Below are 21,244 nucleotides of genomic sequence, written 5' to 3'. Positions count from 1 at the left end.
CGCCGCGGTCACGCCCGCCGTCACGCCACCCGCTTCTCGCGGAAGGCCTCGATGGTCCGCATCACGCCCCGCAGTTCGGCGAGGCCCTTCAGCCGGCCGACGAAGGAATAGCCGGGGTTCATCGTCTGGCCGATGTCGTCGCCCAGCAGATGGCCGTGGTCGGGACGCATCGGGATCTGGGCGTCGGCACGGCCGGCCTGCCGGCGGCGGGCCTCCTCGTCGATCAGCGCCGCGGCAACGCCGATCAGGTCGGTGTCGCCGCCGAGATGGTCGGCCTCGTAGAAGGACCCGTCCGGCTCGTGCGTGGTGTTGCGCAGATGGACGAAGTGGATGCGCGGGGCGAATTCCTTCGCCATCGCCACCAGATCGTTCTTCGGGTTGGACCCGAACGACCCCGTGCACAGGGTCAGCCCGCAGGCTTCCTGCGGCACCGCGTCGAACATCGCCCGCACGTCGTCGGCGGTGGACATCACGCGCGGCAGGCCGAAGATGGGGAAGGACGGGTCGTCGGGGTGGATGCACAGCCGAACCCCTTCCTCTTCCGCCACCGGCGTGATCTCGCGCAGGAACTCGACCAGATTGGCACGCAGATCCTCGACGCCGATTTCCTGATACAGCTCCAGCATGCCGCGGAAGCTGTCGCGGTCATAGGCGAAGTCGCGCGCCGGCAGCCAGTCGATCAGGTTGCGCTCCAACTCGGCCACCTGCTCCACGGCCATCGCCTCGAACCGCGCCTTGGCGGCGGCGATGTGGGCGGGATCGTAGCTGGCCTCCGCATTGCGGCGCTTCAGCACGAACAGGTCGTAAGCGGCGAAATCGACGCTGTCGTAGCGCAGGGCATAGCCGCCGTTCGGCAGCCGGTGCATCAGGTTGGTCCGGCTCCAGTCGGTGATGACCATGAAGTTGTAGCAGATCACCGGGATGCCGGCGCGGGCGACATTGCGGATCGACTGTTTGTAATTGTCGATCTTGGTGCGGAAGTCGCCTGTGCGGGTCTTGATCTCCTCGCCGACGCCGATGCTCTCCACCACGGCCCATGTCAGGCCGGCAGCCTCGACCATGGCGCGTCGCTTCTGGATTTCCTCAGGAGTCCAGACACTGCCCTGGTTCATGTGGTGCAGCGCCGTGACGATGCCGGTGGCACCGGCCTGACGGGCCTTCTCCAGGGTGACGGGATCGTCCGGGCCGAACCAGCGCCAGGTTTCCTGCATGATATGGTCCTTTCAAAACGGGTTTGCTTGCGGCGGTCGTGACCACCGCGATTTCACGGGTTGGCGAGGAAGGCGCTCAGCGTCTTGGCGACGCCGACGGTCATCAGGCTGTCGAGATGGCGGACCACCGCGTCACGGAAACCGGTCTCGGCGACCAGGTCCGGCGCGAAGATGTCCTCGACGGCGAACAGGGCTGCCGCCAGCGCACCGGCGTCGCCGGCATGGACACGGGCGATGCGGGTCAGCGTCGCCGCCATCGGGTCGGCGACCGCATAGGCGTTGCCGGCTTCGTCCTTTTCCAGCAGGAAGCGCATCCAGGCGGCGACGGCCAGCGGGATCACCGCCGGGACCTTGCCGGCGGCGAACAGTTCGCGTGCCGGCTCCAGCAGGCGCGGCGGCAGCTTCTGCGAACCGTCGGACGAGATCTGGATCGTGCGGTGGCGGATGCCGGGGTTGCGGAAGCGCGCCTCCAGCGCCGCGGTGTAGGCGGGGATGTCGGTTCCCGGCACCGGCGGCAGGGTGGGGATCAGGTCGGACGCCCACAGCCGGCGCATGACGGCGGGCAGCTGCGGGTCGGCCATGGCATCGGCGATGGTCTCGATCCCGGCGATCACCGACAGGTAGGCCAGCAGCGAATGGGCGCCGTTCAGGCAGCGCAGCTTCATCAGCTCGAACGGGTGGACATCGTCGACCAGGATGGCCCCGGCCTTCTCCCAGGCCGGGCGGCCGAGCGGGAAGCGATCCTCGATCACCCACTGCTTGAACGGCTCGGTCACCACCGGCCAGGCGTCGGCGCAGCCCAGCGCCGCGTCCACCGTCGCGCGGTCGGCGTCCTGGGTGGCCGGCGTGATGCGGTCGACCATGGTGCAGGGGAAGCTGACCTGCTCGGCGATGTAGGCGGCAAGCTCCGGGTCGCGCAGCTCGGCGTAGCGGACGACGATGCCCTTAACCTTGATGCCGTTCTGGGCGAGGTTGTCGCAGACCAGCACGGTGAAGGGTGCCACCCCGGCGGCGCGGCGGCGGCGGATGGCTTCGCACAGCAGGCCGGGCACGCTGCGCGGTGCCGTGGGATCGGCAAGGTCGGCGCGGATCAGCGGATGCGCCTCGTCCAGCGAGCCGGTGGCGGCGTCCTGGCAATAGCCCTTCTCGGTGACCGTCAGGGTGACGATGCGGATCTCCGGCTTCGCCGTCAGCGCCAGCACCTCGTTGAGCTGATCTGCGGTCGCCATGGCGTCGAGGAAGGACCCGACGACGCGCAGGCGGTCGCGGCTCTCTTCGCGCACCAGCAGCGTATAGAGGCAGTCCTGCGGCTTCAGCGCGTCGCGGATGGCGGGCGACAGCGGATCGACGCCGACGATGCCCCAATCCTTGACGCCACTCGCCAGCACGTCGTCGGTGTAGGTGGCGAGATGGGCGCGGCAGAAGGCGCCGAGGCCGATATGGACGATGCCCGCCGTCACCGCGTCGCGGTCGTAGGCGGGGCGCTCGACCGCCGGCGGCAGGCGGCGGAGGGTGTCGGGGGAAAGGCGGGTTTGGGAAGGATGGGCCGCCAGCAGGGCGGTGTTCGCGTCGGGCATGATGGGCTCCGGTTCGCGGCGGTCGCTGCGGTCTCCCTTTATCCGCTGTCGCGGAGTGTCGCGGGGGGCCGGTGCACCGTCATTCGGTGAGGCTTGAATGGTTCGGAAGGTCTCCGGGGCAGGACGCCCCGGAGCGTGGAGTGGCGTGTCAGACCTCGATGCCGGCCGGGGTGCGGCCCGACCCGGTCTTCGGCAGCACGAAGTGCATGATCGCCAGACCGACGAGGTAGAGGACGGAGGCGATGCCGAACAGCACCTGATAGTTGCCGTTGGTGGCGTCCAGCAGGCGGCCGACGCCCATCGACACGAACATGCCGACGAAGTAGGCGCAGAAGCCGCCGATGCCGACCACCGAACCCACCGCGTTGCGCGGCATGGTGTCGGACACGATGGTGTAGACGTTGGCCGAATAGCCCTGGTGGGCGGAGGCGGCAATGCCGATCAGCAGCACGGCCACCCACATGTTGGACACGGTGGAGGCGAAGAAGACCGGCAGCACGCACAGGCCGCAGACCAGGAAGGTCAGCTTGCGGGCGCGCAGCGGCTTCATGCCGCGTTTGATCAGGTGGGAGGAGAACCAGCCGCCGCCGACGCTGCCGAAATCGGCCATGGTGTAGATGATGATCAGCGGCAGCATCGCCCCGAACAGGTTCACGCCATACTGCGTGTTCAGGAAGCCCGGGACCCAGTTCAGGTAGAACCACCACACCGGAGCCGAGAAGCAGGTGCCGACGATGTTCGCCCAGGTGCCGCGGTAGCTCAGCAGCTTGATCCAGGGGATGTTTTCCTGCGGCATCACGGGATCGCTGCGGATATAGGCCAGTTCCTCAGGAGTCAGCTTCGGATGCTCTTCCGGCTTGCGGTAGATCAGCAGCCAGGCGATGACCCAGAAGAAGCCGATGCCGCCGGTGACCAGGAACGCCGCCTGCCAGCCGAAGGCGACCAGCAGGATCGGCACCAGGATCGGCGCCACGACCGCGCCGACATTGGAGCCTGCGTTGAAGATGCCGGTGGCGAGCGCGCGCTCCTTGGCCGGGAACCACTCCGACACCGCCTTGATCGAGGCCGGGAAGTTGCCGCCTTCGGTCAGGCCGAGGCCGGCACGCGCCACCTTGAAGCCGAAGACGCTGCCCATGAAGGCGTGGATGCAGGCGAAGAAGCTCCAGCCCGCGACGGCGGCCGGCAGGCCGATGCGGATGCCGACCTTGTCCATCAGCCGGCCGCAGCCGATGTAGCCGAAGGCGTAGGCAAGCGAGAAGGCGGCGACGATGTCGCCATAGTCGGACTCGGTCCAGCCCATGTCGCCCATCAGCGTGGACTTCAGCAGGCCCAGGACCTGGCGGTCCATGTAGTTGATGGTGGTCGAGAAGAAGAGCAGGGCGCAGATGGTCCAGCGGTAGCGGCCGATGGCCTTGCTTACCGTGACTGCGGCCTTGCCGATGCCGCCGGCCCTGCCGGCCGGCTCCGCCGATTGCGCGGGGGCGGCGTCGGCAATGATCTGTTCGCTCATGATTTGGCGTCTCCAGCCAGGACGCGTGTGGCCGCCGCCGGTCTTCGATCCTGCACCCATGGCCGATCCTGCATTGGCGATGGGCGCGCCGAAGGGCATGCGCGGAAGCCGGCATTCCGGGCTCCCACGCTGCGACGGGCGGTGGTTTCTCGCGTTTCAGCACTGTCTCCTGGAGCAGTCCGGCCATCGTCGGGAGCGGTGCCGCTTCGGTACCGTTCGTGGCGTTGCATACTACCATTCCAGTTGCTGGTATATTAGTTGCGCCCCTGGCCGGCGGTCAATCGAACCATCTGCGGCATTTCGTCAAGTCCGCCGCTGGTCGAAAACTCTCCCCGTCACATATGAAATTGCGGGTGCCCCAAACCCTCTAGGACTAACCCCAATGTACAGCATTAGGATATCCGAATGAGGATCGCGGATTGAGACTGAACGAGACGCAGGAGGCGGCAGGGTGGGGGAACCGGACGCCACGGCGGCGATCATGACGGCATTGGCTGGCGGCGTGGGGCTGCTGGCCCTGATGACCCTCGCATACGGGACGGTCCTTTGCCGGTTGGGAGACCGGCCGTGGCTGCGGCAGATTTGCCTGGGCCTGTTGTTCGGTGCCGGCGGAGTTGCGGCGATGCTGCAGTCCGTTCCGGTGGCGCCCGGCGTCTATCCGGATGTGAAGGCGGTTCCGGTCGCCTTGGCCGCTCCCTTCGGCGGCACCCTGGCCGCGATCCTGACCGTCGGCATCGTTGCGACGGGCCGTATCGCGGTCGGCGGTGCGGGCACGCTTCCCGGTGTGACCGGCATCCTGCTGGCCGGTGCCGCCGGACTGATGATGGCCCGGCTGGTGCCGCCTGTTGAGTGGCGGGGGGCTCGGCCGCTGTTCCTGCTGGCTCCCCTTTCTGCGCTCAACACGCTCGGAATCTTCGTGCTGCCTTGGGGCGTGGCGCTGCCGACCTTCATCCATGGCGGGCTGCCGGTCGCCCTCTTCACGGTGGTCGGCATCCTGATGCTGGGAACGATGCTGGCCCGCGAGCGCCGCCGCGTCGACACCGAGCGGGTTCTCCGCGACGCGGCACTCAGCGATCCGCTGACCGGCCTTGCCAACCGCCGGGCCTTTTTCGGGGCCATCGACCGCGAGGTTGCCGGCGCGCTGCGTCATGACACGCCGGTGTCGCTCCTCCTGCTGGACATCGATCATTTCAAGGAGGTCAACGACGCACACGGTCACGATGTCGGCGATGCGGTGCTGGTGGCCTTGAGCCGCGTTTTGCAGCGCGGCGTGCGCCAGAGCGACCTCGTCGCCCGCTTCGGCGGCGAGGAGTTCGCCATCCTGCTGCCCTGCACGTCGCTGGAGGGCGCCTTTCTGCTCGCCGAACGCCTGCGCTGCGCCGTGAGCGATTGCGGGGTCCAGCATGACGGCGCGCTGCTGCATGTGACCGTCAGCATCGGCGTGTCCACCCTCTCCCCGAATGCGGACCGCCCCGACACCCTGATCAAGGCGGCCGACATCGCGCTCTACCGCGCCAAGTCGGAGGGCCGTGACCGGGTCTGCCGCGACCACGCGCTCTGCCAGCCGGAAGCGGTGCCGGCCGCTTAGGGGTTTTTCGCGGCCGTCACCCCGCCTGCCGGGCGCGGGGGAGGCGCAGGCCGCGGCGACCACCTCGCCTGTGCGGCCGACATGGTGGACGAACAGATGCTCCGCGGTCCTGCCGTCGCGGGCCTCCAGCGCGGCCAGGATCTCGCGGTGCTCCAGCACCGATTCCACCCACCGCCCCTGGGCGCCCAACGCGAAGTAGCGTGCCCGCACCAGCCGGCCGAGCAGCCGGTCATGCGCCTCCACCAGGGCGGGGTTCTTGGCGCTCGACACGATCAGCCGGTGAATTTTCTGGTTGATCGCGAAATACTCCTCCAGCGCGCCGGCCCCCTGAAGCGCCTCGATCTTTTCCTGGAAGCCGCGCAGGCGGCGCAGGTCGGCGGCGGTCATCCGTTCGGCAGCGAGCCGGGCGGCGAAGCTTTCGATGCAGCCCTCCGCCTCGAACAGGTGGGTCAGCTCGGAGGCGTCGAGCGGGGCGACGATGGCGTTGCGGTTGGGACGCAGCATGACCAGCCCGTCGGCCGCCAGCAGCTTCAGCGCCTCGCGCAGCGGCGTGCGGGAGATGCCGAGCCTCTCGCTCAACTCCGGTTCGATCAAGCGGGCGGACGGCGCCAACTCGCCATAAATGATCATGTCGCGCAGCCGATCCACCGCCATGTCCGCCAAGGGCGGCGGCGGCACCGCGCGGCGTCGGCGCGGCGGTGCAATGCCTGGGGCGGCGTCCGGCGTATCGTCCGGCCTGTCATCGTCGAGGGTCATGGTCGGGCTCATGGCTGGGAATCCGGCCCGCCTGCGGCGAGCGTTTCCTCTGCGAAAGCGGCGAAGCGCAGCACCCGGCGGTCCATCCCGCGCGGCGCCACGATCTGCAACCCCACCGGCAGCCCTCCGCGTCCGGTCCCGCAGGGCAGGCTGAGGGCCGGAACCTTGGCGTGGTTGAACAGCGGGGTGAAGACGGCATGGGCGCGCGGCGGCACCGGCCGGCCGCCGATGGTCTCCGGTCCCAGCCGGTCCAGCGGCCAGGCGACACAGGGCGTGGTCGGCCCGACGATCAGGTCCGCCTCAGAAAACTGTGCGGCAAGCGCGTGGCCGACCTCGACGCCGAGCAACTGCGCTTTGGCGACCTCCGCGCCGCTCAGGGACAGGCCGCGTTCGATCTGCACCGCGATGTCGGGATCGAACAGGCCGGGGTCGCAGCGGAATGCCTCGCCGTAAATCGCGGCAAGCCCGGCATGCTGCAGCGGCATCAGCGCGGTCTCGGTGACTCCGGCCGGCCAGTGCGGGAACCGGCCTTCGGGACGGACGATGCGGGCACCGGCGTGTGCCAGAGCCTCCACCGCCCGCTCCACCGCGTCGCGTACGTCGTCGTCAACCGGGGCGTCCAGGCCGAATGTCGGGCTGTAGGCGACGGTCAGGGACGAAACCGGCCGCTCCTCCGCCGGGGCGATTGCGGCGCTGTCGGGGTCGCGCGGGTCGGGGCCGGCCAGTGCCTCGAACATCAGGGCGGTGTCGGCGACATCGGCGGCGATGGGTGCCATCACCGCGATGCCGGTGAAGGGCTCGGCGAAACCGGGGCCGTAGGGGATGGCGCCGAAGCTCGGTTTGAAGCCGACCGCGCCGACATGGGCCGGCGGGCGGCGGCTCGACCCGCCGGCGTCGGTGCCCAGCGCCAGCGGAACCAGCCCGGCGGCAACGGCAGCGGCCGGCCCGCCGCTGGAGCCGCCGGGGGTCAGATTCAGGTCCATCGGGTGGCGCGTCGGGCCGAACAGCGGGTTGGTAGTGACGCCCTTGCAGGCGAATTCCGAACTGTTGGCCATGCCGACGACGACCGCACCGGCGCGGCGCAGCCGTTCCACCGCGATGGCGTCGGCGGGGGCATGGAAATCGGCGAACAGGCGCGATCCCTGGGTGACGCGGTGGCCGGCGACCCAGATGGTGTCCTTGACCGCCACCGGCACGCCGACCAGCGGCAGATCTTCCGGTGGCAGATGCTCCCCGGCCGCGAGGCGGCGGTCGACCGCGTCGGCTTCCGCCAGCGCCTGTTCGGTATGGACGGCGACGAGAGCGTTCAGGGTGGGATTGCCGGCGGTGATGCGGGCGAGCGCCGCTTCGGTCACGGCGCGGGCGCTGCTGCGTCCGCCGCGCACGGCATCGGCCAGAGCCACGGCGCGAAGGGGAAGGGTCATCGCTTGTCTCCGAGAAGGCTCAATCCCGCCAATGCCGCCAGCAGGCTCACCACGAGATAGCCGGTGGCGAGGCTGCTGACCGCGGCGGCGGCCACCAGCAGGACCGGGCCGGCGATAAGCCCGGCGAAGCCGCCGACCATCACCGCTCCCGTCGCCTCGCCGATGCGCCCTGCCGGCGCCAGCCGCGCCACCTCCGCCAGAAAGATCCCGTTCCAGCCGCTGGCGGTCAGCCCGAACAGGAAGGTCGCCGCGGCCAGCGCCGGGAAGGGCAGGGAGGCGCCGGCCAGCGCGACCAGCGCCGAAGCCGCCGCCATGCCCAGCCCCAGCAGCCCGACCAGCCGGCGCGGCGCCATCCAGCGCGAGGCGACCACCCCCCAGCCGAGCCGTCCGGCGAGCCCGCCCGCCTGCCCGGCGGCCAGCGCCACTCCGGCGGCGACATGCCCCAACCCCAGTTCCGCCACCGCGAAGACGACGAAGAAGCCGTTCAGCGTCAGTTGGCTCGCCGAATAGGGAAAGGAGGCCAATGCCAGCCGCCGCAGCGCCGGGTCGCCGCGCAGCAGCCGGATCGCCGCCCCCAGTCCGAAGGCGGTCGTGGCGGATCGGGTCAGCGGATCGTAGGTCGTCCGCAGCCGTTCGAAGGGCAGGACGCAAACCAGCGCCAGCGCGGCGATGGCCGCATAGCCGGCGCGCGGATCGGTGACGGCGGCCAGCAGCGGCAGGGCCAGCGATCCGGCCATCGCGCCGAACTGGTTGCCGGTCTGCCGGACCGAGAACACCATCGGCCGGTCGGCCTCCCGCACCAGTCGCCCGAGGATGGCGGCACTGGCCGGCGTCTCCGGCCCGCAGGCCAGCCCGATGGCGATCCCGGCCGCCAGCAGCGCCAGGGTGCCGCTCCCCGTCATCGCGCACAACATGGCGGCGGCCACCGCCACCGCGCAGAAGCTGGCGACGCGGAAGGAGCCCAGCCGCCCGGCCAGCACCCCGCCGCAGAGCGACGCCGCCATCCCCACGGCGAAGCCGGTGGTGGTGAACAGCCCCAGCCCCGCCGGGTCGATCCCCATGCGCGGCGCCAGAACTCCCGGCGCGAACAGGGCGAGAGCGACCAGTGCCTGCAGGCCGGTCATTCCGATCAGCGCCGGCAGAAGCGGCGGCATCGCCGGAGGCTCGGCCGGCGCTGGCGCTACCGCCGCCGTCTCGGCTACCATCGCGGAAACCCTGACCTGGAGGCGGTATGGCCGGCGGTATTTCGATTCACGGCGTGGACGTGGCGCGCGGCGTCGCCGCCGAAGGACTGCGGGTGGAGCTTTACGCCCTGACGCCGGTCCGCCGCCTGCTGGCCGACGGCCGGTTGGGCGCCAACGGGCAGCTCGACCACCCCACAATCCGCGGCGAGGGCATCGCCCCCGGCCCGCACGAGGTGCTGTTCCATGTCGGCGACTGGCTGCGCGCAGCGGGATATCCGGAGGAGCAGACCCGCTTCCTCGACATCATGCCGTTCCGCTTCAAGGTGACCGACCTGGACCGCCATCTGCATCTGCCCTTCAAATTCACCCCCTTCGGGGTTTCTCTCTTTCTGGGTGTGTAGGCCGGCTCAGGTCAACCGCTTCGACAGGCCGGCGATGCGCTCCATCACCATCATCAGCGCGATGGTGGCGACGATCAGCACGCCCGACAGCGCCGCGACCGTCACGTCGAGCTTGCCTTCCAGATCCTGCCACATGCGGATCGGCAGCATGTCGGTGGCGGCGTCGCGCAGGAACAGCGACACCGGCACATTGTCGAAGGACGCCATGAAGGCGATGAATCCGCCGGCCATGATGCCCGGCCGGATCAGCGGCAGGGTGATGCGGCGGAAGGTGAACCAGCGGGTGGCGCCCAGGCTGGCCGAGGCCTCCAGCAGGGTCGGGTTCATCTGCGCCAGCGACGCCACGGTGTTGCGCACCACGAAGGGCACCGACACCACGGTGTGGCCGATGATCAGCGTCAGCGGCGACACCGGCACGCCGACTAGCGAGAAGAACATCAGCGACGACAGCCCGAAGGCCAGCGCCGGCAGAACCAGCGGCGACAGGAACAGGCTGTCCAGCACCCGCGCCGTCAGGCTGGCCGAGCGCGCGATGCCCAGCGAGGCGGCGACGCCCAGCAGGATCGACAGGCCGGTCGCCCAGGCCGCCACCTTCAGGCTGTTCATCAGCGCGAACTGGAGCTGCCAGGCGTTCCACAGCTCGACATACCAGCGCAGCGAATAGCCGGGCGGTGGGAATTTCAGCGAATAGCCGCTGGTGAAGGACACCCAGATCACCACGACCGTCGGCGCCGCCAGAAACAGCAGGGCCAGCAACGCCACCCCCGTCATGGCGATGCGGAAGCTGAGCGCGTCGAAATCGAAACGGCGGTTGCCCATGGCGGCCTCCCCAAACTCAGGCGTTGGTGTAGCCGCGCGACAGGCGGCCCAGCACGTTGAAGATCGACACCACCACCAGCACCGCGACCAGGAAGATGACGGAAATCGCGGCGGCGAAGGGCCAGTTCTGCAGGGTGGAGGCCTGCTGGTAGATGTACATCGGCATGAACAGCATCTGCCCGCCGCCGATCAGGCTCTGGGTGATGAAGGCGGTGATGGCGGCGGCATAGGTCAGCAGGCAGCCGGCGATGATGCCCGGCAGCGACAGCGGCAGGATCACCTTGCGGAAGGTCCGCCAATGCCCGGCCCCCAGCACCGACGAGGCGTCGGCGAGGTTCGGGTCGATGCGGCTCAGCGCCGTGATCAGCGGCAGCACCATCAGCGGCATCTGCACCTGCGCCAGCGCCATCACCACGCCGCCTTCGGTGTAGAGCAGCTTCAGCGGCGTGTCGATCAGCCCCAGCCCGAGCAGCGAGGCGTTGACGATCCCCTGCCGCCCCAGGATGACCACCCAGGCGAAGGTGCGCACAACCACGCTGGTCAGCAGCGGCAGCAGTACCAGCAGCATGATAAGGCCCTTGGCCCAGCCGGGGGAGCGCTGGTGCAGCCAAGCCACCGGATAGCCCAGCAGCAGCGTCAGCGCCGTGACCTTCACCCCCAGCCACAGCGTCGATCCCAGCACGCCGAGGCTGAAGCTGTCGCCCAGGAAGTTGACGTACTGGGTCAGCCCGAACCGTCCACCCTGCGGATCGGTCTGGAAGCTCAGCGCCAGCAGGATGACCAGCGGCGTGACGAAGAAGACGACGAACCCCGCCGCCAGCGGCGCCGCCAGTTTCAGGTCGTAGGTGGTGACGTTGCGCAGCGTCGCGGCCATTGTGGGGTTCCTCTTGAGATGCCCTCTCCCGCCCCGGGAGAGGGAGGGGACCCGCCGAAGGCGGGGAGGGTGAGGGGCGATCCGAACATGGATTCTCTCTCGATCCTTGGATCACCCCTCACCCTTCCCATGCTTCGCATGGGCCCCTTCCCTCTCCCGGGGCGGGAGAGGGAGAGCTTCAGCGGGTCGTTCGCGTCTTTACACCCGGATTTCGCGGTTGAAGCGCTCGATCCAGGCGCTGCGCTGTTCGTTGATCTTGGCCCAATCCTGGAAGACGAACTTCTTCGCGATCTCGGCATGGTCCTTGGCCAGCGTCTTGGCGAGTTCGCCCTTGATCGCGACCTTGGTGTTGGTCGGCACGATCAGGAACGGCTCCTCCATCAGCTGGGCCTGCACCTCCGGCGACAGGGCGGCTTCGATCAGCTTGAAGGCCAGCTCCTTGTTGGGAGAGTTCTTGACGATGTGGATGGTCGTCTTGAAGGCGATGGCGCCTTCCTTCGGGATGACGAACTCCACCGGAACGCCGCGCGCCTTCAGGATCTGGATGGCGTTGAAATTGCCCGGCGAGATGTCGATCTGGCCCTGCTGGAACAGGGTGGCAAGCTGGCCGGGGTTGGCGGCGACGGCGGCGAGGCTGGGGCGCAACGCCTCCAGCGCCTTGAAGGCGGGGTCGATGTTGGATTCCGAGCCGCCATGCATCTTGGCCAGTTCCACCATGAATCCGGTGCCGAGCGTCGAGTTCAGGTTGGTGATGCCGACGCGGCCCTTGAATTCCGGCTTCCACAGATCGGCCCAGGAGGTCGGCGGCGTCTTCACCGTTTCCGGGTTGTAGGTGATGCCCACCACCTGGAAGAAGGGCGCCGGCCCCATCGCCACCTGCGCCTCCGGAATCAGATCCTTGTAATGGGCGCTCTTCTCCACCGGATAGGGCTCGACCAGATCCTGGGCGATGGCCTGCAGCGCGGGCCCCGGATCGTGCAGCATGACGTCGATCGGCGGGTTGTTCTTCGCCGCGTTCACCTTGGCGATCTGGTCGACCGACAGCATGGGGTCGAGCACCATGTCGGCGTTGCCGGTCGCCTTGCGGAAGGCAGGGACGAGCACGGCCTTGTGCGCCTCCTCCCAGCTGCCGGTGAAGGTCGCGAAGACCAGCGGGCGTGCCTGCGCCCAGGTCAGGCCGGGGAAGGCGTGCATGGCGCCCAGCGTCAGGGCCGTCTGCATCAGGGTGCGGCGGGTCAGCAGCATGGATCACTCCTGTCGGGTCGGGGAGGCGATGGGGAGGAGGAAAAGACGGATCAGGCCGCGGCGAAGACCGAGGCGAGGCGGGGGGCGACCGGGGCGAGGCGCACCGGCGTGCCGGGGGCGAACAGGGCGGCGCGGTCGATGCGCGGTTCCGACACCTTCACGGCGGAACCGTCGGCGACGCGCACCTCATGGACGATGGTGGCGCCCAGCGGCAGCCCCATCTCCACCACGCCGTTCAGCGTGTCGGCGCCGGCCGCCGCCTGATCGACGCGCAGATGCTCCGGCCGCAGGCAGACGGTGACGCGGCCGCCGGGGCGGACCTCGCCCTTGGGTGCGCGCGTCTCGATGGTGCCGCCGGCATCCAGCCGCACCGTGCCGCCGCTGCGGTCGGCCTCGAGCAGAACGCCGCCCAGCAGGTTGGCGGAGCCGACGAAGGTGTTGACGAACAGGCTGTCCGGCGCATCGTAGATCTCGGTCGGCGGGGAGAACTGCTCCAGCCGGCCCTGGCTCAGCACCGCGACGCGGTCGGCCATCGACAGCGCCTCTTCCTGGTCGTGTGTGACGAGGATGGTGGTGATGCCGGACAGGCGCTGGATGCGTTTCACCTCGATCTGCATGTCGAGGCGCAGGTTCTTGTCGAGCGCTGCAAAGGGCTCGTCCAGCAGCAGGATCGACGGGTTCACCGCCAGCGCGCGGGCCAGCGCCACGCGCTGCTGCTGCCCGCCGGACAGCTGGCGCGGCATGCGGTCGCCGAGATGGCCCAGCTTCACCAGATCCAGCATGCGCTGGGCCTCGCTGCGCTGGGTGGCGCGGTCGACGCCGCGGGCGTCCAGCCCATAGGCGACGTTCTCCGCCACCGTCATGTGCGGGAACAGCGCGTAGTTCTGGAAGACGATGCCGACGGCGCGCCGGTTGGGCGGCAGCCCGTCGATGGCCTCGCCGCCGACGATGACGTGGCCCTTCGTCTGGGCCATGAAGCCGGCGATGATCCGCAGCAGGGTCGTCTTGCCGCAACCCGACGGCCCGAGCAGAGCGACCAGCTCGCCGCCCTTGATGTCGAGCGTCACGTCGTTGACGGCCAGCGTGTTGCCGTAGCGCTGGGTGATCCCGTCGAGAAGAAGCGTCTGCCCACGCTGGGCCGACTGGCTGCTTTGCGAGGCTCCGACCATGGCTGTACCGTCCGTTTCGCGTTGCACTTTGCAGATCGTTAGATAGCAAAGTGCATGCCGTTTCCGGATTTATGGTGCTTTATCAATGCATTAAGTGTATTATTGGTCTTTGGGCAGACGGGTGGCGGCGCCCTGATGATGCTGAAATGAGCGGCAGGCGCAGGCAATTGCCGCATTTGGCGCCAGCGGTGCTGAGCATTTGCCCCCACCCTAACCCTCCCCCGCTGGGCGGGGGAGGGGACAAGTACTTTTTTGGGAGAGCGGCGGCAGTCCCTCCCCCGCCCAGCGGGGGAGGATAGGTGGGAGTCTAACTCCCCCTCAAACCAGCGGCAGATCGCTGCCGCCATTGACGATGTCCACCGTGCCGGAGATCAGGTTCTCCGCATAAAGCGCCTCCAGATCGATGCCGCCGGCCGGGCGCACCGGGCGGATGGCGCGGATCCAGCCGGATATCGCCTGTTCCTGCCGGCGGCGAATCGCTTCGGCCTCGTCCACCGTCACCGCCTGGAAGGACAGGCGGTCGCCGGGACGCAGGCGGCCGGCGCGGGGCAGGTCGGCGGAGATCACGGTGGCGATCTTGGCATAGCCGCCGGCGGTCTGATGGTCGTTCAGCAGCAGGATCGGCTGTCCGTTGCCCGGCACCTGGATGGAGCCGGTGACCAGACCGTCCGACGGGATGTCGGCCGACCCGCGATGCTGCAAGCGCCGGCCCTTCCAGACGCAGGCCCATGCGGTCGGCCTGCTTGCCGACATGATAGGTCGCCGACAGGAAGGTCGCCAAAGCGTGCTCGGTGAAGCGGTCGTCCTGCGGCCCGAGCACGGCCCGCAACGGCCCGACGCCATACTCCGGCGGCTGCGGCAGTTCCAATTCCTGCTCATCGGGCGGCCCATCGGGCGCGCTGTCGCGGACAAGCGGCAACCGGTCGTCCTGGCCCAGAGGACGCCCGCCGAGCGGACCGATGCCGGCCCGGACATAGGTGGACAGGCTGCCCATCACCGGAGCCAGCTCAAAGCCGCCGGCCACCGCCAGATAGGCCACCGACGCCCCGTCGACCGCCCCCAGCCGCAGCAGGTCGCCCTGGCGCAGGCTGTGGCTGCGGTGGGACTCCAGCGGCCGGGAGGCCTCCCCCTCGCGCTCCAGCGTCATCGCCAGCGGCCCAACCGCGGCGACGCGGACGGCGGGAGCGTCCACCCGCAGCACGGGTCCGAGCAGGGCGATCTCAAGCCCCGCCATGCCTTGCGGGTTGCCGACCAGCGCATTGGCCAGCCGCAGCGCCACCGGGTCGAGCGCGCCGGCCACCGGCATGCCCAACTCCTGGAAACCGAAGCGGCCCAGATCCTGGATCGTCGCGAACAGGCCCGGCCGCACCACCGTCAGAAAGACGCTCATGATGCGGCCCTCAGGCTGGCGGGATCGAAGCGGCCGCTTGCCACCGCCTGCGCGATGCCGTCGAAGGCGGCGCGGTCCACCGCCTCGAAACGCACCCGGTCGCCGGCCGCCAGCAGGACGGGATCGGCCCGGCCGGCGTCGTAGAGCGGAACCGGGCAGCGGCCGATCAGGTGCCAGCCGCCGGGGCTCTCCCACGGATAGACGGTGGTCAGTCGCCCGGCGACGGCGACCGAGCCGGCCGGCACCCGCACCCGCGGCTCTGTCCGGCGCGGCCGTTCCAGTTCGGCGGGCAGGTCGCCCATGTAGCCGAAGCCCGGCATGAAGCCCAGCATGTAGACGAAATACTCGGCCGATCCGTGCAACTCCGCCACCCGTTCCACGGTCAGCCCCATCCCGGCGGCCAGTTCCGCCAGATCGGGGCCGAGGTCGGGAGCGTAGCAGACCGGCAGGCGCCACAGCCGCCCTTCGGCCGCGGCGGCGTCGCTGCCGGCCAGCGCCGCCTCCACCGCCGCCTGCATCTCCCGCCGCCTGGTGGCGACGGGGTCGTAGACCACCAGCAGCGAGCGAAGGTCGGCACCGTTTCACCAGACCCGGCGGCGGTTCGGCCTTCAGCCGGGCGTGCAGCGCCATGACGCGGGCATTGGTCGGCCGGTCGATGGCCTCGCCGAACTCGACGTTGAAGGCGGTGTCGCCTGCGGTGGTGAAGCGGATCTCCACGCCCACGCTCCTTACCCGATCATCATCGACGGCAGCCACGTCACCATGCCGGGGAACAGCCACAGCAGGGTGACCATCACCATCATCAGCAGGAAGAAGGGCAGGCTGGCCTTGCCGATGGTGAAGATGTTCCTGCCGGTCATCGCCTGCAGCACGAACAGGTTGAAGCCGACCGGCGGCGTGATCTGCGCCATCTCGACCACGATGATGATGTAGATGCCGAACCACAGCAGGTCGATGCCCGCCTGCTGCACCATCGGCAGGATCACCGAGGTGGTCAGCACCACCATGGAGATGCCGTCGAGGAAGCAGCCCATCACGATGAAGAAGACGGTCAGCGCCATCAGCAGCGCCGCCGGCGACAGCTGCATCGTGGTGATCCACTCGGCCAGCAGGCGCGGGATGCCGGTATAGCCCATCGCCACCGTCAGGAAGGCCGCACCCGCCAGGATGAAGCCGATCATGCAGGAGGTGTGGGCGGCGCCGAAACAGGCTGTCGCGGAAAGTCGCCCAACTCAGCGTGCCGGTCGCCAGTGCCAGCACCAGCGATCCCAGCACGCCGATGCCGGCGGCCTCCGTCGGGGTGGCGATGCCGACATAGATGGAGCCCAGAACCGCGGCGATCAGCAGCATCACCGGGATCAGCGCGCCGGTGTCGCGGATCTTGTCGGCGAAGCTCTGCGACGGTTCGGGGGGCGGCACCCGGCCGGGGTTCAGCAGCGACCAGCCGCCGACATAGGCCATGAACAGGCCGGACAGCACGATGCCGGGAATGACGCCGGCGATGAACAGCCGGGCGATGGACACGTCGGCGGCCACCCCATAGACGATCATGATGATCGATGGCGGGATCAGCAACCCCAGCGTGCCGGCGCCCGCCAGCGTGCCGATGGTCATCATCGGGTCGTAGCCGCGCCGGTTCAGTTCCGGAATGGTCATGCGGCCGATGGTGGCGGCGGTGGCGGCCGACGAGCCGGACACGGCGGCGAAGATCGAGCAGCCAATGACGTTCACATGCATCAGCCGGCCGGGCAGCCAGCCGGTCCAGGGCGCCAGTCCCTTGAACATGTCGGACGAGATGCGGGTGCGGAACAGGATCTCGCCCATCCAGATGAACAGCGGCAGTGCGGTCAGCGTCCAGGAGGTGCTGGCGCCCCAGATGTTGGTCGCCATCACCATGCCCACCGGCCGGGCGGTGAACAGCATCATGGCGACGAAGCCGACGCCGGCCAGCGCCAGCGCCACCCACACGCCGGCCCCCAGCATCAGGAACATCGTCACCACGACGACGATGGATGCGGTCGTCTGATCCATCGCTCAGCCTCGCTTTGCATGCCGGCCTGCTGGTAGGACGCTTTCCTGCCCTGCAGCACAGCCAGAAGATCGTCGACCAGGGCGACGACCAGCACGACCAGCCCGGCCGCCATCAGCGCCTGCGGGATCCACAGCGGGATCGGCAGCACGCCCTGGCTGAGGTCGCCGAAATCATAGGAATCATAAGTCATGCGCGCCCAGTACCAGGCGAAATAGGCGCTGAGCGCCGTGCCGAAGGCGAGGCAGGCCAGTTCGAAGGCGCGGCGGGGCGCGCCGTGCAGCCGCTCGACCAGCACGCCGACGCGGATGTGGGAGCCGCGGCGCAGCGCCGGCCCCCAGCATCAGGAAGAAGGACGCGGCCATGCAATAGCCGGCAAGCTCGTCGGCTCCCGGCACCATGCGGCCGACGAGGCGGCTCCCCACCTGCGTGACGATCAGCACGGCAATGGCGGCAAGCGCGACCGCGCCCAGGATCTCGGCGGTTCGGTAAAGAATGGACAGTGCGGTGCGCATGGCGCAACCACCTCCTGCGGTCGGTCGAAGCGAAGAGGCGTGGAGGCGGCGGCGTCCCGGCCGGCATGCCCCGTCGGGACGGCCGGGGCACCGCTCGCCTCCTGCGTCCGGTTACTTGCGGTAGGCGGAGATGATCGCCTCGCCGTCGGCGCCGGCGGCCTTGGTCCATTCCTCGGTCATGGTCTTGCCGATGGCGGACAGGCCTTCCTTCAGCGTGTCGGACGGCGGCAGCACCTTCATGCCGTTGCCGGCCATGGTCTTGTTCAGCTCCGCCGTCTTCTTCTCCCACTCGGCCCAGCCGGCGGCCTCGGCCTTGGCGGCGGCGTCCTGGACGGCCTTCTGGGTGTTGGCGTCCAGCCCCTTCCACACTTCGGCGTTGACGAAGACCATGTTGCGCGGCAGCCAGGCCTGGACGTCGTAATAGACCTTCACGAAGTCCCAGGCCTTGGTGTCGACGCCGGTGGCGGCCGAAGTGATCATCGCGGTGACGATGCCGGTGCCGAAGGCCTGCGCGACCTCCGCCGCCTCGATCTTCACCGGGATGGCGCCGCTCAGTTCGGCGATGCGGGTGGTGGCCGGGTTGTAGGCGCGGAACTTCTGCCCCTTCAGCCCGTCGACCGACTGGATCTCGTCCTTCACGTAGAGGCCCTGCGGCGGCCACGGAATCGAGTAGAGCAGCTTCAGGCGCTGGCGCTCCAGCTTCTTCTCCAGATAGCTCTTGGAAACGTCGTAGAGCTTGCGCGAGGCCTGGAAGTCGGTGGCGAGGAAGGGCACCGAATCGAGGCCGAACAGCGGGTCCTCGTTCGCCCAGGAGCTGATGAGCACTTCGCCCAGCTGGGCCTGTCCGGACTGGACGGCGCGCTTGATCTCCGGATGGCGGACCAGCGAGCCGTTGGAATGGACGGTGATCTGGATCTTGCCGCCGGTCGCCGCCTTCACGTCTTCCGCGAACTGCTTCACCACGATGGTGTGCAGGTTCGTGTCGGGGTAGGGGGTCGGCATGTCCCAGGTCTCGGCGAGTGCTGCCAGCGGCCCGGCGGCGACGCCCAGCCCCAGCAGGCCGGCGACGATCGGGCCGGCCATGCGGGCGACGAGACGGGATTGCAGCATGTCAGCGGTCATGATGTTCGGAAGCTCCCTGTTTGTTGGCCGAAGCGGCGACCGCCGGCCTTACGGCCGGTCGGACGGTGGCGGAAGCCGGATGTCCGGCCCGGCCGGAGCCTGCGCGAGCAGCCCATGGCCAAGGCATCGTGACGTCCGCCTCCCTGATCCTGCCTGTTCGGTACCCCAAGGGTTCACCGTTCCGAGCGATCCGTCAAACCTCCAATGTTACAAACAGGGAAAAATCAGCGCCGCCCGTCGCTTATGGGAGCGCACGTTCGATGCGTATGAACCCATGCACCGCAACATCTTTCGAAATGAGGGCTAGCGTCATCCCCGCGAAGGCGCATAGGCGCTAACTTACAGGTTCGATTGCTGTCGAAGCCAAGCCCATCCTTATCGACCGTCATCCCCGCGAAGGCGGGGATCCAGTGCTTCCAAAGCAGAACCAATGGGTAAGCCTGGATCCCCGCCTTCGCGGGGATGACGCCGAAAGAAGTGCCGGCCCATTGGGAAATGGGCAGAACCCTGTAAGTTAGCGCCTATGCGCGAAGGCGGGGATCCAAAGTTTCCAGTGGAAGCGCTCGCAAAGTCTTGATTCCCGCCTTCGCGGGAATGACGGACGATAAAAACAACCAGGACCTGCATATTCAATGTTGCGGCAAACGGGGCACGCCCGACAAGCCGCTCAGTAGATCAGCTCGTTCTCGCCGCTGCCTTCGGCCAGGACCAGTTCGCCGCGGGCGGCGAGGTCCTTGGCCAGTTGCACCATGTACATCTGCGCCTCGTCCACGTCGCGGACGCGCACCGGACCCATGGCGGCCATGTCCTCGCGCAGGATCTTGGCGGCGCGCTCGGACATGTTGGAGAAGAACAGGTCCTTCAGCGACTCCGACGCGCCCTTCAGCGCGGTGCCCAGCTTCTGCTTGTCCACCGTGCGCAGGACGGTCTGGACGCCGCCGGGGTCGAGCTTCGACAGATCCTCGAAGGTGAACATCAGCGACTTGATGCGCTCGGCGCTGTCGCGGTTGCGCTCCTCCAGCGCCGCCATGAAGCGGTGCTCGGTGGTGCGGTCCAGTCCGTTGAAGATCTCCGCCAGCATCTCGTGGCTGTCGCGGCGGCTGGTGCGGGCGAGATTGGTCATGAACTCGGTGCGCAGCGTGCGCTCCACATCGTCCAAGACTTCCTTCTGCACCGCCTCCATGCGCAGCATGCGCATGATGACTTCCATCGCGAAGCTTTCCGGAAGCTGCGCCAGGACGCGGCCGGCATGGTCGGAGCGGATCTTGGACAGCACGACGGCGACGGTCTGCGGATACTCGTTCTTCAGATAGTTGGACAGGACCGACTCGTTGACGTTGGTCAGCTTGTCCCACATGGTGCGGCCGGCCGGACCACGGATGTCCTCCATGATCTGGTCGACCTTGTCCTTCGGCAGGGTCTTCAGCAGCAGCCGCTCGGTCGAATCGAAGGAGCCGACAACGGTGCCGCTCGACGACATCTGCTCGGCGAACTCGACGAACAGCCGCTCGATCAGGTTGGCCGACACCGTGCCCAGGTTGGCCATCACCTGGGACAGTTCCTTGATCTCCTCGTCGTCCATCAGCGAGAACAGCTTGGACGAATGCTCCTCGCCCAGCGCGAGCATCATGATGGCGGCCTTTTCCGGGCCGGTGAGGGTCCGGTAGTCCTCACGAACCTTCTGAGCCATTGCTACCCTTCATGATTGCGCGTGTTCACAGAGTCCGATCATTGCGGCAAACATCGTTAACAAACGATAAGGAAACCGGCCAGGAATAGCGAAACCTATGACCGCGCCTGCCGTTTGCCGACGGCCCGGAACCGAATCCGGCCACGGCGGTTGGGGTTTGCGTCATTCCCCTGCACATGAATGGGAGGCGTCCATGCCTGTCCCGTCGGGCTTTCCCCGCCGCCCTGCCGCCCCCGCCATCCGGGCGTTGACGATCCGCGCCGGCCTGCGCGGCGCCGCGACGCCCTGTCCCTTCCCGGCCTGATGGTCGCCCTGCCGGCCTCCGCTTTGGCGGAGCAGGCGGTGACGCTGGAAGGCTCCGACTGCCGCTATCGCGACCAGTATCCCGACCGGCGCAAGACCATCCGCTGGTCCGGTGCCTGTGTGGACGGCTGGGCGAGCGGACCCGGCGTGCTGACCTGGTTCCATGACGGCCGCTATGAGGGACGGGCGGACGCGGCTCTCGCCGACGGACGGATCGAGGGCCGGGCCCGCATCGCATGGCGGGACGGCCGCCGCCTCGACGGCAATTTCAAGGACGGGCTGGTTTCGGGAGAGGCGACCCATGTCTGGCGGACGGGCGCACCTATGAGGGGGAATGGCGGGACGATCGCCGCACCGGCTTCGGCACGCTCATTTTCCCGAGCGGAAACAGGTATGTCGGCGAGTTCTACCGCAACCGTCCCACCGGCCCCGGCGAG

Annotated in this window: 17 protein-coding genes and 4 pseudogenes; 3 read left to right on the top strand and 18 right to left on the bottom strand. The window is 68.5% G+C overall.

The window, feature by feature from the left end:
- Nucleotides 1-20 precede the first annotated feature (20 nt).
- The 3 genes from uxuA to F1643_RS16195 all read right to left on the bottom strand — a co-directional run bounded on the left by uxuA (nt 21) and on the right by F1643_RS16195 (nt 4,298).
- Nucleotides 21-1,211 carry a mannonate dehydratase gene (uxuA, locus tag F1643_RS16205; protein WP_194914251.1) on the bottom strand — a complete coding sequence of 397 codons (1,191 nt, stop codon included), beginning with the start codon at nt 1,209-1,211 and terminating at the stop codon, nt 21-23.
- A gap of 53 nt (nt 1,212-1,264) precedes the next feature.
- The gene (locus tag F1643_RS16200) at nt 1,265-2,788 is read right to left on the bottom strand and encodes a mannitol dehydrogenase family protein (protein WP_194914250.1); all 1,524 of its coding nucleotides are present in this window, start codon (nt 2,786-2,788) and stop codon (nt 1,265-1,267) included.
- A gap of 148 nt (nt 2,789-2,936) precedes the next feature.
- Nucleotides 2,937-4,298, bottom strand: a complete 1,362-nt coding sequence (locus F1643_RS16195; protein ID WP_194914249.1) for an MFS transporter — start codon at nt 4,296-4,298, stop codon at nt 2,937-2,939.
- Between the two features lie 451 nt (nt 4,299-4,749).
- On the opposite strand from F1643_RS16195, the gene F1643_RS16190 reads away from it, so the two are divergent.
- Nucleotides 4,750-5,886 (top strand): GGDEF domain-containing protein, encoded by a 1,137-nt coding sequence (locus tag F1643_RS16190; RefSeq protein ID WP_370540642.1) that lies wholly within the window; start codon nt 4,750-4,752, stop codon nt 5,884-5,886.
- Nucleotides 5,887-6,024: 138 nt separating this feature from the next.
- Here the strand turns inward: F1643_RS16190 and F1643_RS16185 are convergent.
- From F1643_RS16185 to F1643_RS16175, 3 genes and pseudogenes are all read right to left on the bottom strand, one after another.
- A pseudogene (locus F1643_RS16185) lies at nt 6,025-6,516 on the bottom strand (GntR family transcriptional regulator); the annotation flags it as partial.
- 134 nt (nt 6,517-6,650) lie between these two features.
- The gene (locus tag F1643_RS16180) at nt 6,651-8,066 is read right to left on the bottom strand and encodes an amidase (protein WP_194914248.1); all 1,416 of its coding nucleotides are present in this window, start codon (nt 8,064-8,066) and stop codon (nt 6,651-6,653) included.
- Entirely contained in the window at nt 8,063-9,271 is a 1,209-nt protein-coding gene (locus F1643_RS16175; protein ID WP_194914247.1) for an MFS transporter, read from the bottom strand. Before F1643_RS16175 ends, F1643_RS16180 begins: the two co-directional genes overlap by 4 nt.
- A gap of 26 nt (nt 9,272-9,297) precedes the next feature.
- Between F1643_RS16175 and F1643_RS16170 the strand changes: the two genes are divergently transcribed.
- Nucleotides 9,298-9,651, top strand: coding sequence for a hydroxyisourate hydrolase (locus F1643_RS16170; protein WP_194914246.1), 354 nt, complete (start codon nt 9,298-9,300; stop codon nt 9,649-9,651).
- Nucleotides 9,652-9,657: 6 nt separating this feature from the next.
- Here the strand turns inward: F1643_RS16170 and F1643_RS16165 are convergent, their stop codons facing one another.
- The 12 genes and pseudogenes from F1643_RS16165 to fliG all read right to left on the bottom strand — a co-directional run bounded on the left by F1643_RS16165 (nt 9,658) and on the right by fliG (nt 20,504).
- A complete protein-coding gene (locus F1643_RS16165; protein WP_194914245.1) occupies nt 9,658-10,470 on the bottom strand; it encodes an ABC transporter permease in 813 nt (270 codons plus the stop codon).
- 16 nt (nt 10,471-10,486) lie between these two features.
- Complete coding sequence (locus F1643_RS16160) at nt 10,487-11,344, bottom strand: ABC transporter permease (protein WP_194914244.1); 858 nt, start codon at nt 11,342-11,344, stop codon at nt 10,487-10,489.
- Between the two features lie 198 nt (nt 11,345-11,542).
- Nucleotides 11,543-12,589, bottom strand: a complete 1,047-nt coding sequence (locus tag F1643_RS16155; RefSeq protein ID WP_194914243.1) for an ABC transporter substrate-binding protein — start codon at nt 12,587-12,589, stop codon at nt 11,543-11,545.
- Between the two features lie 50 nt (nt 12,590-12,639).
- Complete coding sequence (locus tag F1643_RS16150; protein WP_194914242.1) at nt 12,640-13,758, bottom strand: ABC transporter ATP-binding protein; 1,119 nt, start codon at nt 13,756-13,758, stop codon at nt 12,640-12,642.
- Nucleotides 13,759-14,076: 318 nt separating this feature from the next.
- Nucleotides 14,077-14,511 carry a hypothetical protein gene (locus F1643_RS23540; protein WP_255542886.1) on the bottom strand — a complete coding sequence of 145 codons (435 nt, stop codon included), beginning with the start codon at nt 14,509-14,511 and terminating at the stop codon, nt 14,077-14,079.
- A gap of 22 nt (nt 14,512-14,533) precedes the next feature.
- Nucleotides 14,534-15,064, bottom strand: a pseudogene (locus F1643_RS23535) (biotin-dependent carboxyltransferase family protein); the annotation flags it as partial.
- 80 nt (nt 15,065-15,144) lie between these two features.
- Entirely contained in the window at nt 15,145-15,702 is a 558-nt protein-coding gene (gene pxpB, locus F1643_RS16140; protein ID WP_370540641.1) for a 5-oxoprolinase subunit PxpB, read from the bottom strand.
- A 174-nt stretch (nt 15,703-15,876) separates the two neighbouring features.
- The gene (locus tag F1643_RS24980) at nt 15,877-16,329 is read right to left on the bottom strand and encodes a TRAP transporter large permease subunit (RefSeq protein ID WP_370540640.1); all 453 of its coding nucleotides are present in this window, start codon (nt 16,327-16,329) and stop codon (nt 15,877-15,879) included.
- Between the two features lie 85 nt (nt 16,330-16,414).
- Nucleotides 16,415-17,131, bottom strand: a pseudogene (locus F1643_RS24975) (TRAP transporter large permease); the annotation flags it as partial.
- Between the two features lie 11 nt (nt 17,132-17,142).
- A complete protein-coding gene (locus F1643_RS21770) occupies nt 17,143-17,475 on the bottom strand; it encodes a TRAP transporter small permease subunit (protein ID WP_206692524.1) in 333 nt (110 codons plus the stop codon).
- Between the two features lie 328 nt (nt 17,476-17,803).
- On the bottom strand, nt 17,804-18,814 hold the full coding sequence (locus tag F1643_RS16125) for a TRAP transporter substrate-binding protein (protein ID WP_255542878.1): 1,011 nt from the start codon (nt 18,812-18,814) through the stop codon (nt 17,804-17,806).
- A gap of 667 nt (nt 18,815-19,481) precedes the next feature.
- Nucleotides 19,482-20,504, bottom strand: coding sequence for a flagellar motor switch protein FliG (gene fliG / locus F1643_RS16120; protein ID WP_014188857.1), 1,023 nt, complete (start codon nt 20,502-20,504; stop codon nt 19,482-19,484).
- A gap of 539 nt (nt 20,505-21,043) precedes the next feature.
- Here fliG and F1643_RS24970 point away from each other — a divergent pair.
- Nucleotides 21,044-21,235: pseudogene (locus tag F1643_RS24970) on the top strand (hypothetical protein); the annotation flags it as partial.
- Nucleotides 21,236-21,244: the final 9 nt, after the last annotated feature.

The sequence above is a fragment of the Azospirillum sp. INR13 genome (assembly GCF_015390205.1).
GTDB lineage: Bacteria > Pseudomonadota > Alphaproteobacteria > Azospirillales > Azospirillaceae > Azospirillum.
This window is presented reverse-complemented; position numbering and strand designations above follow the sequence as displayed.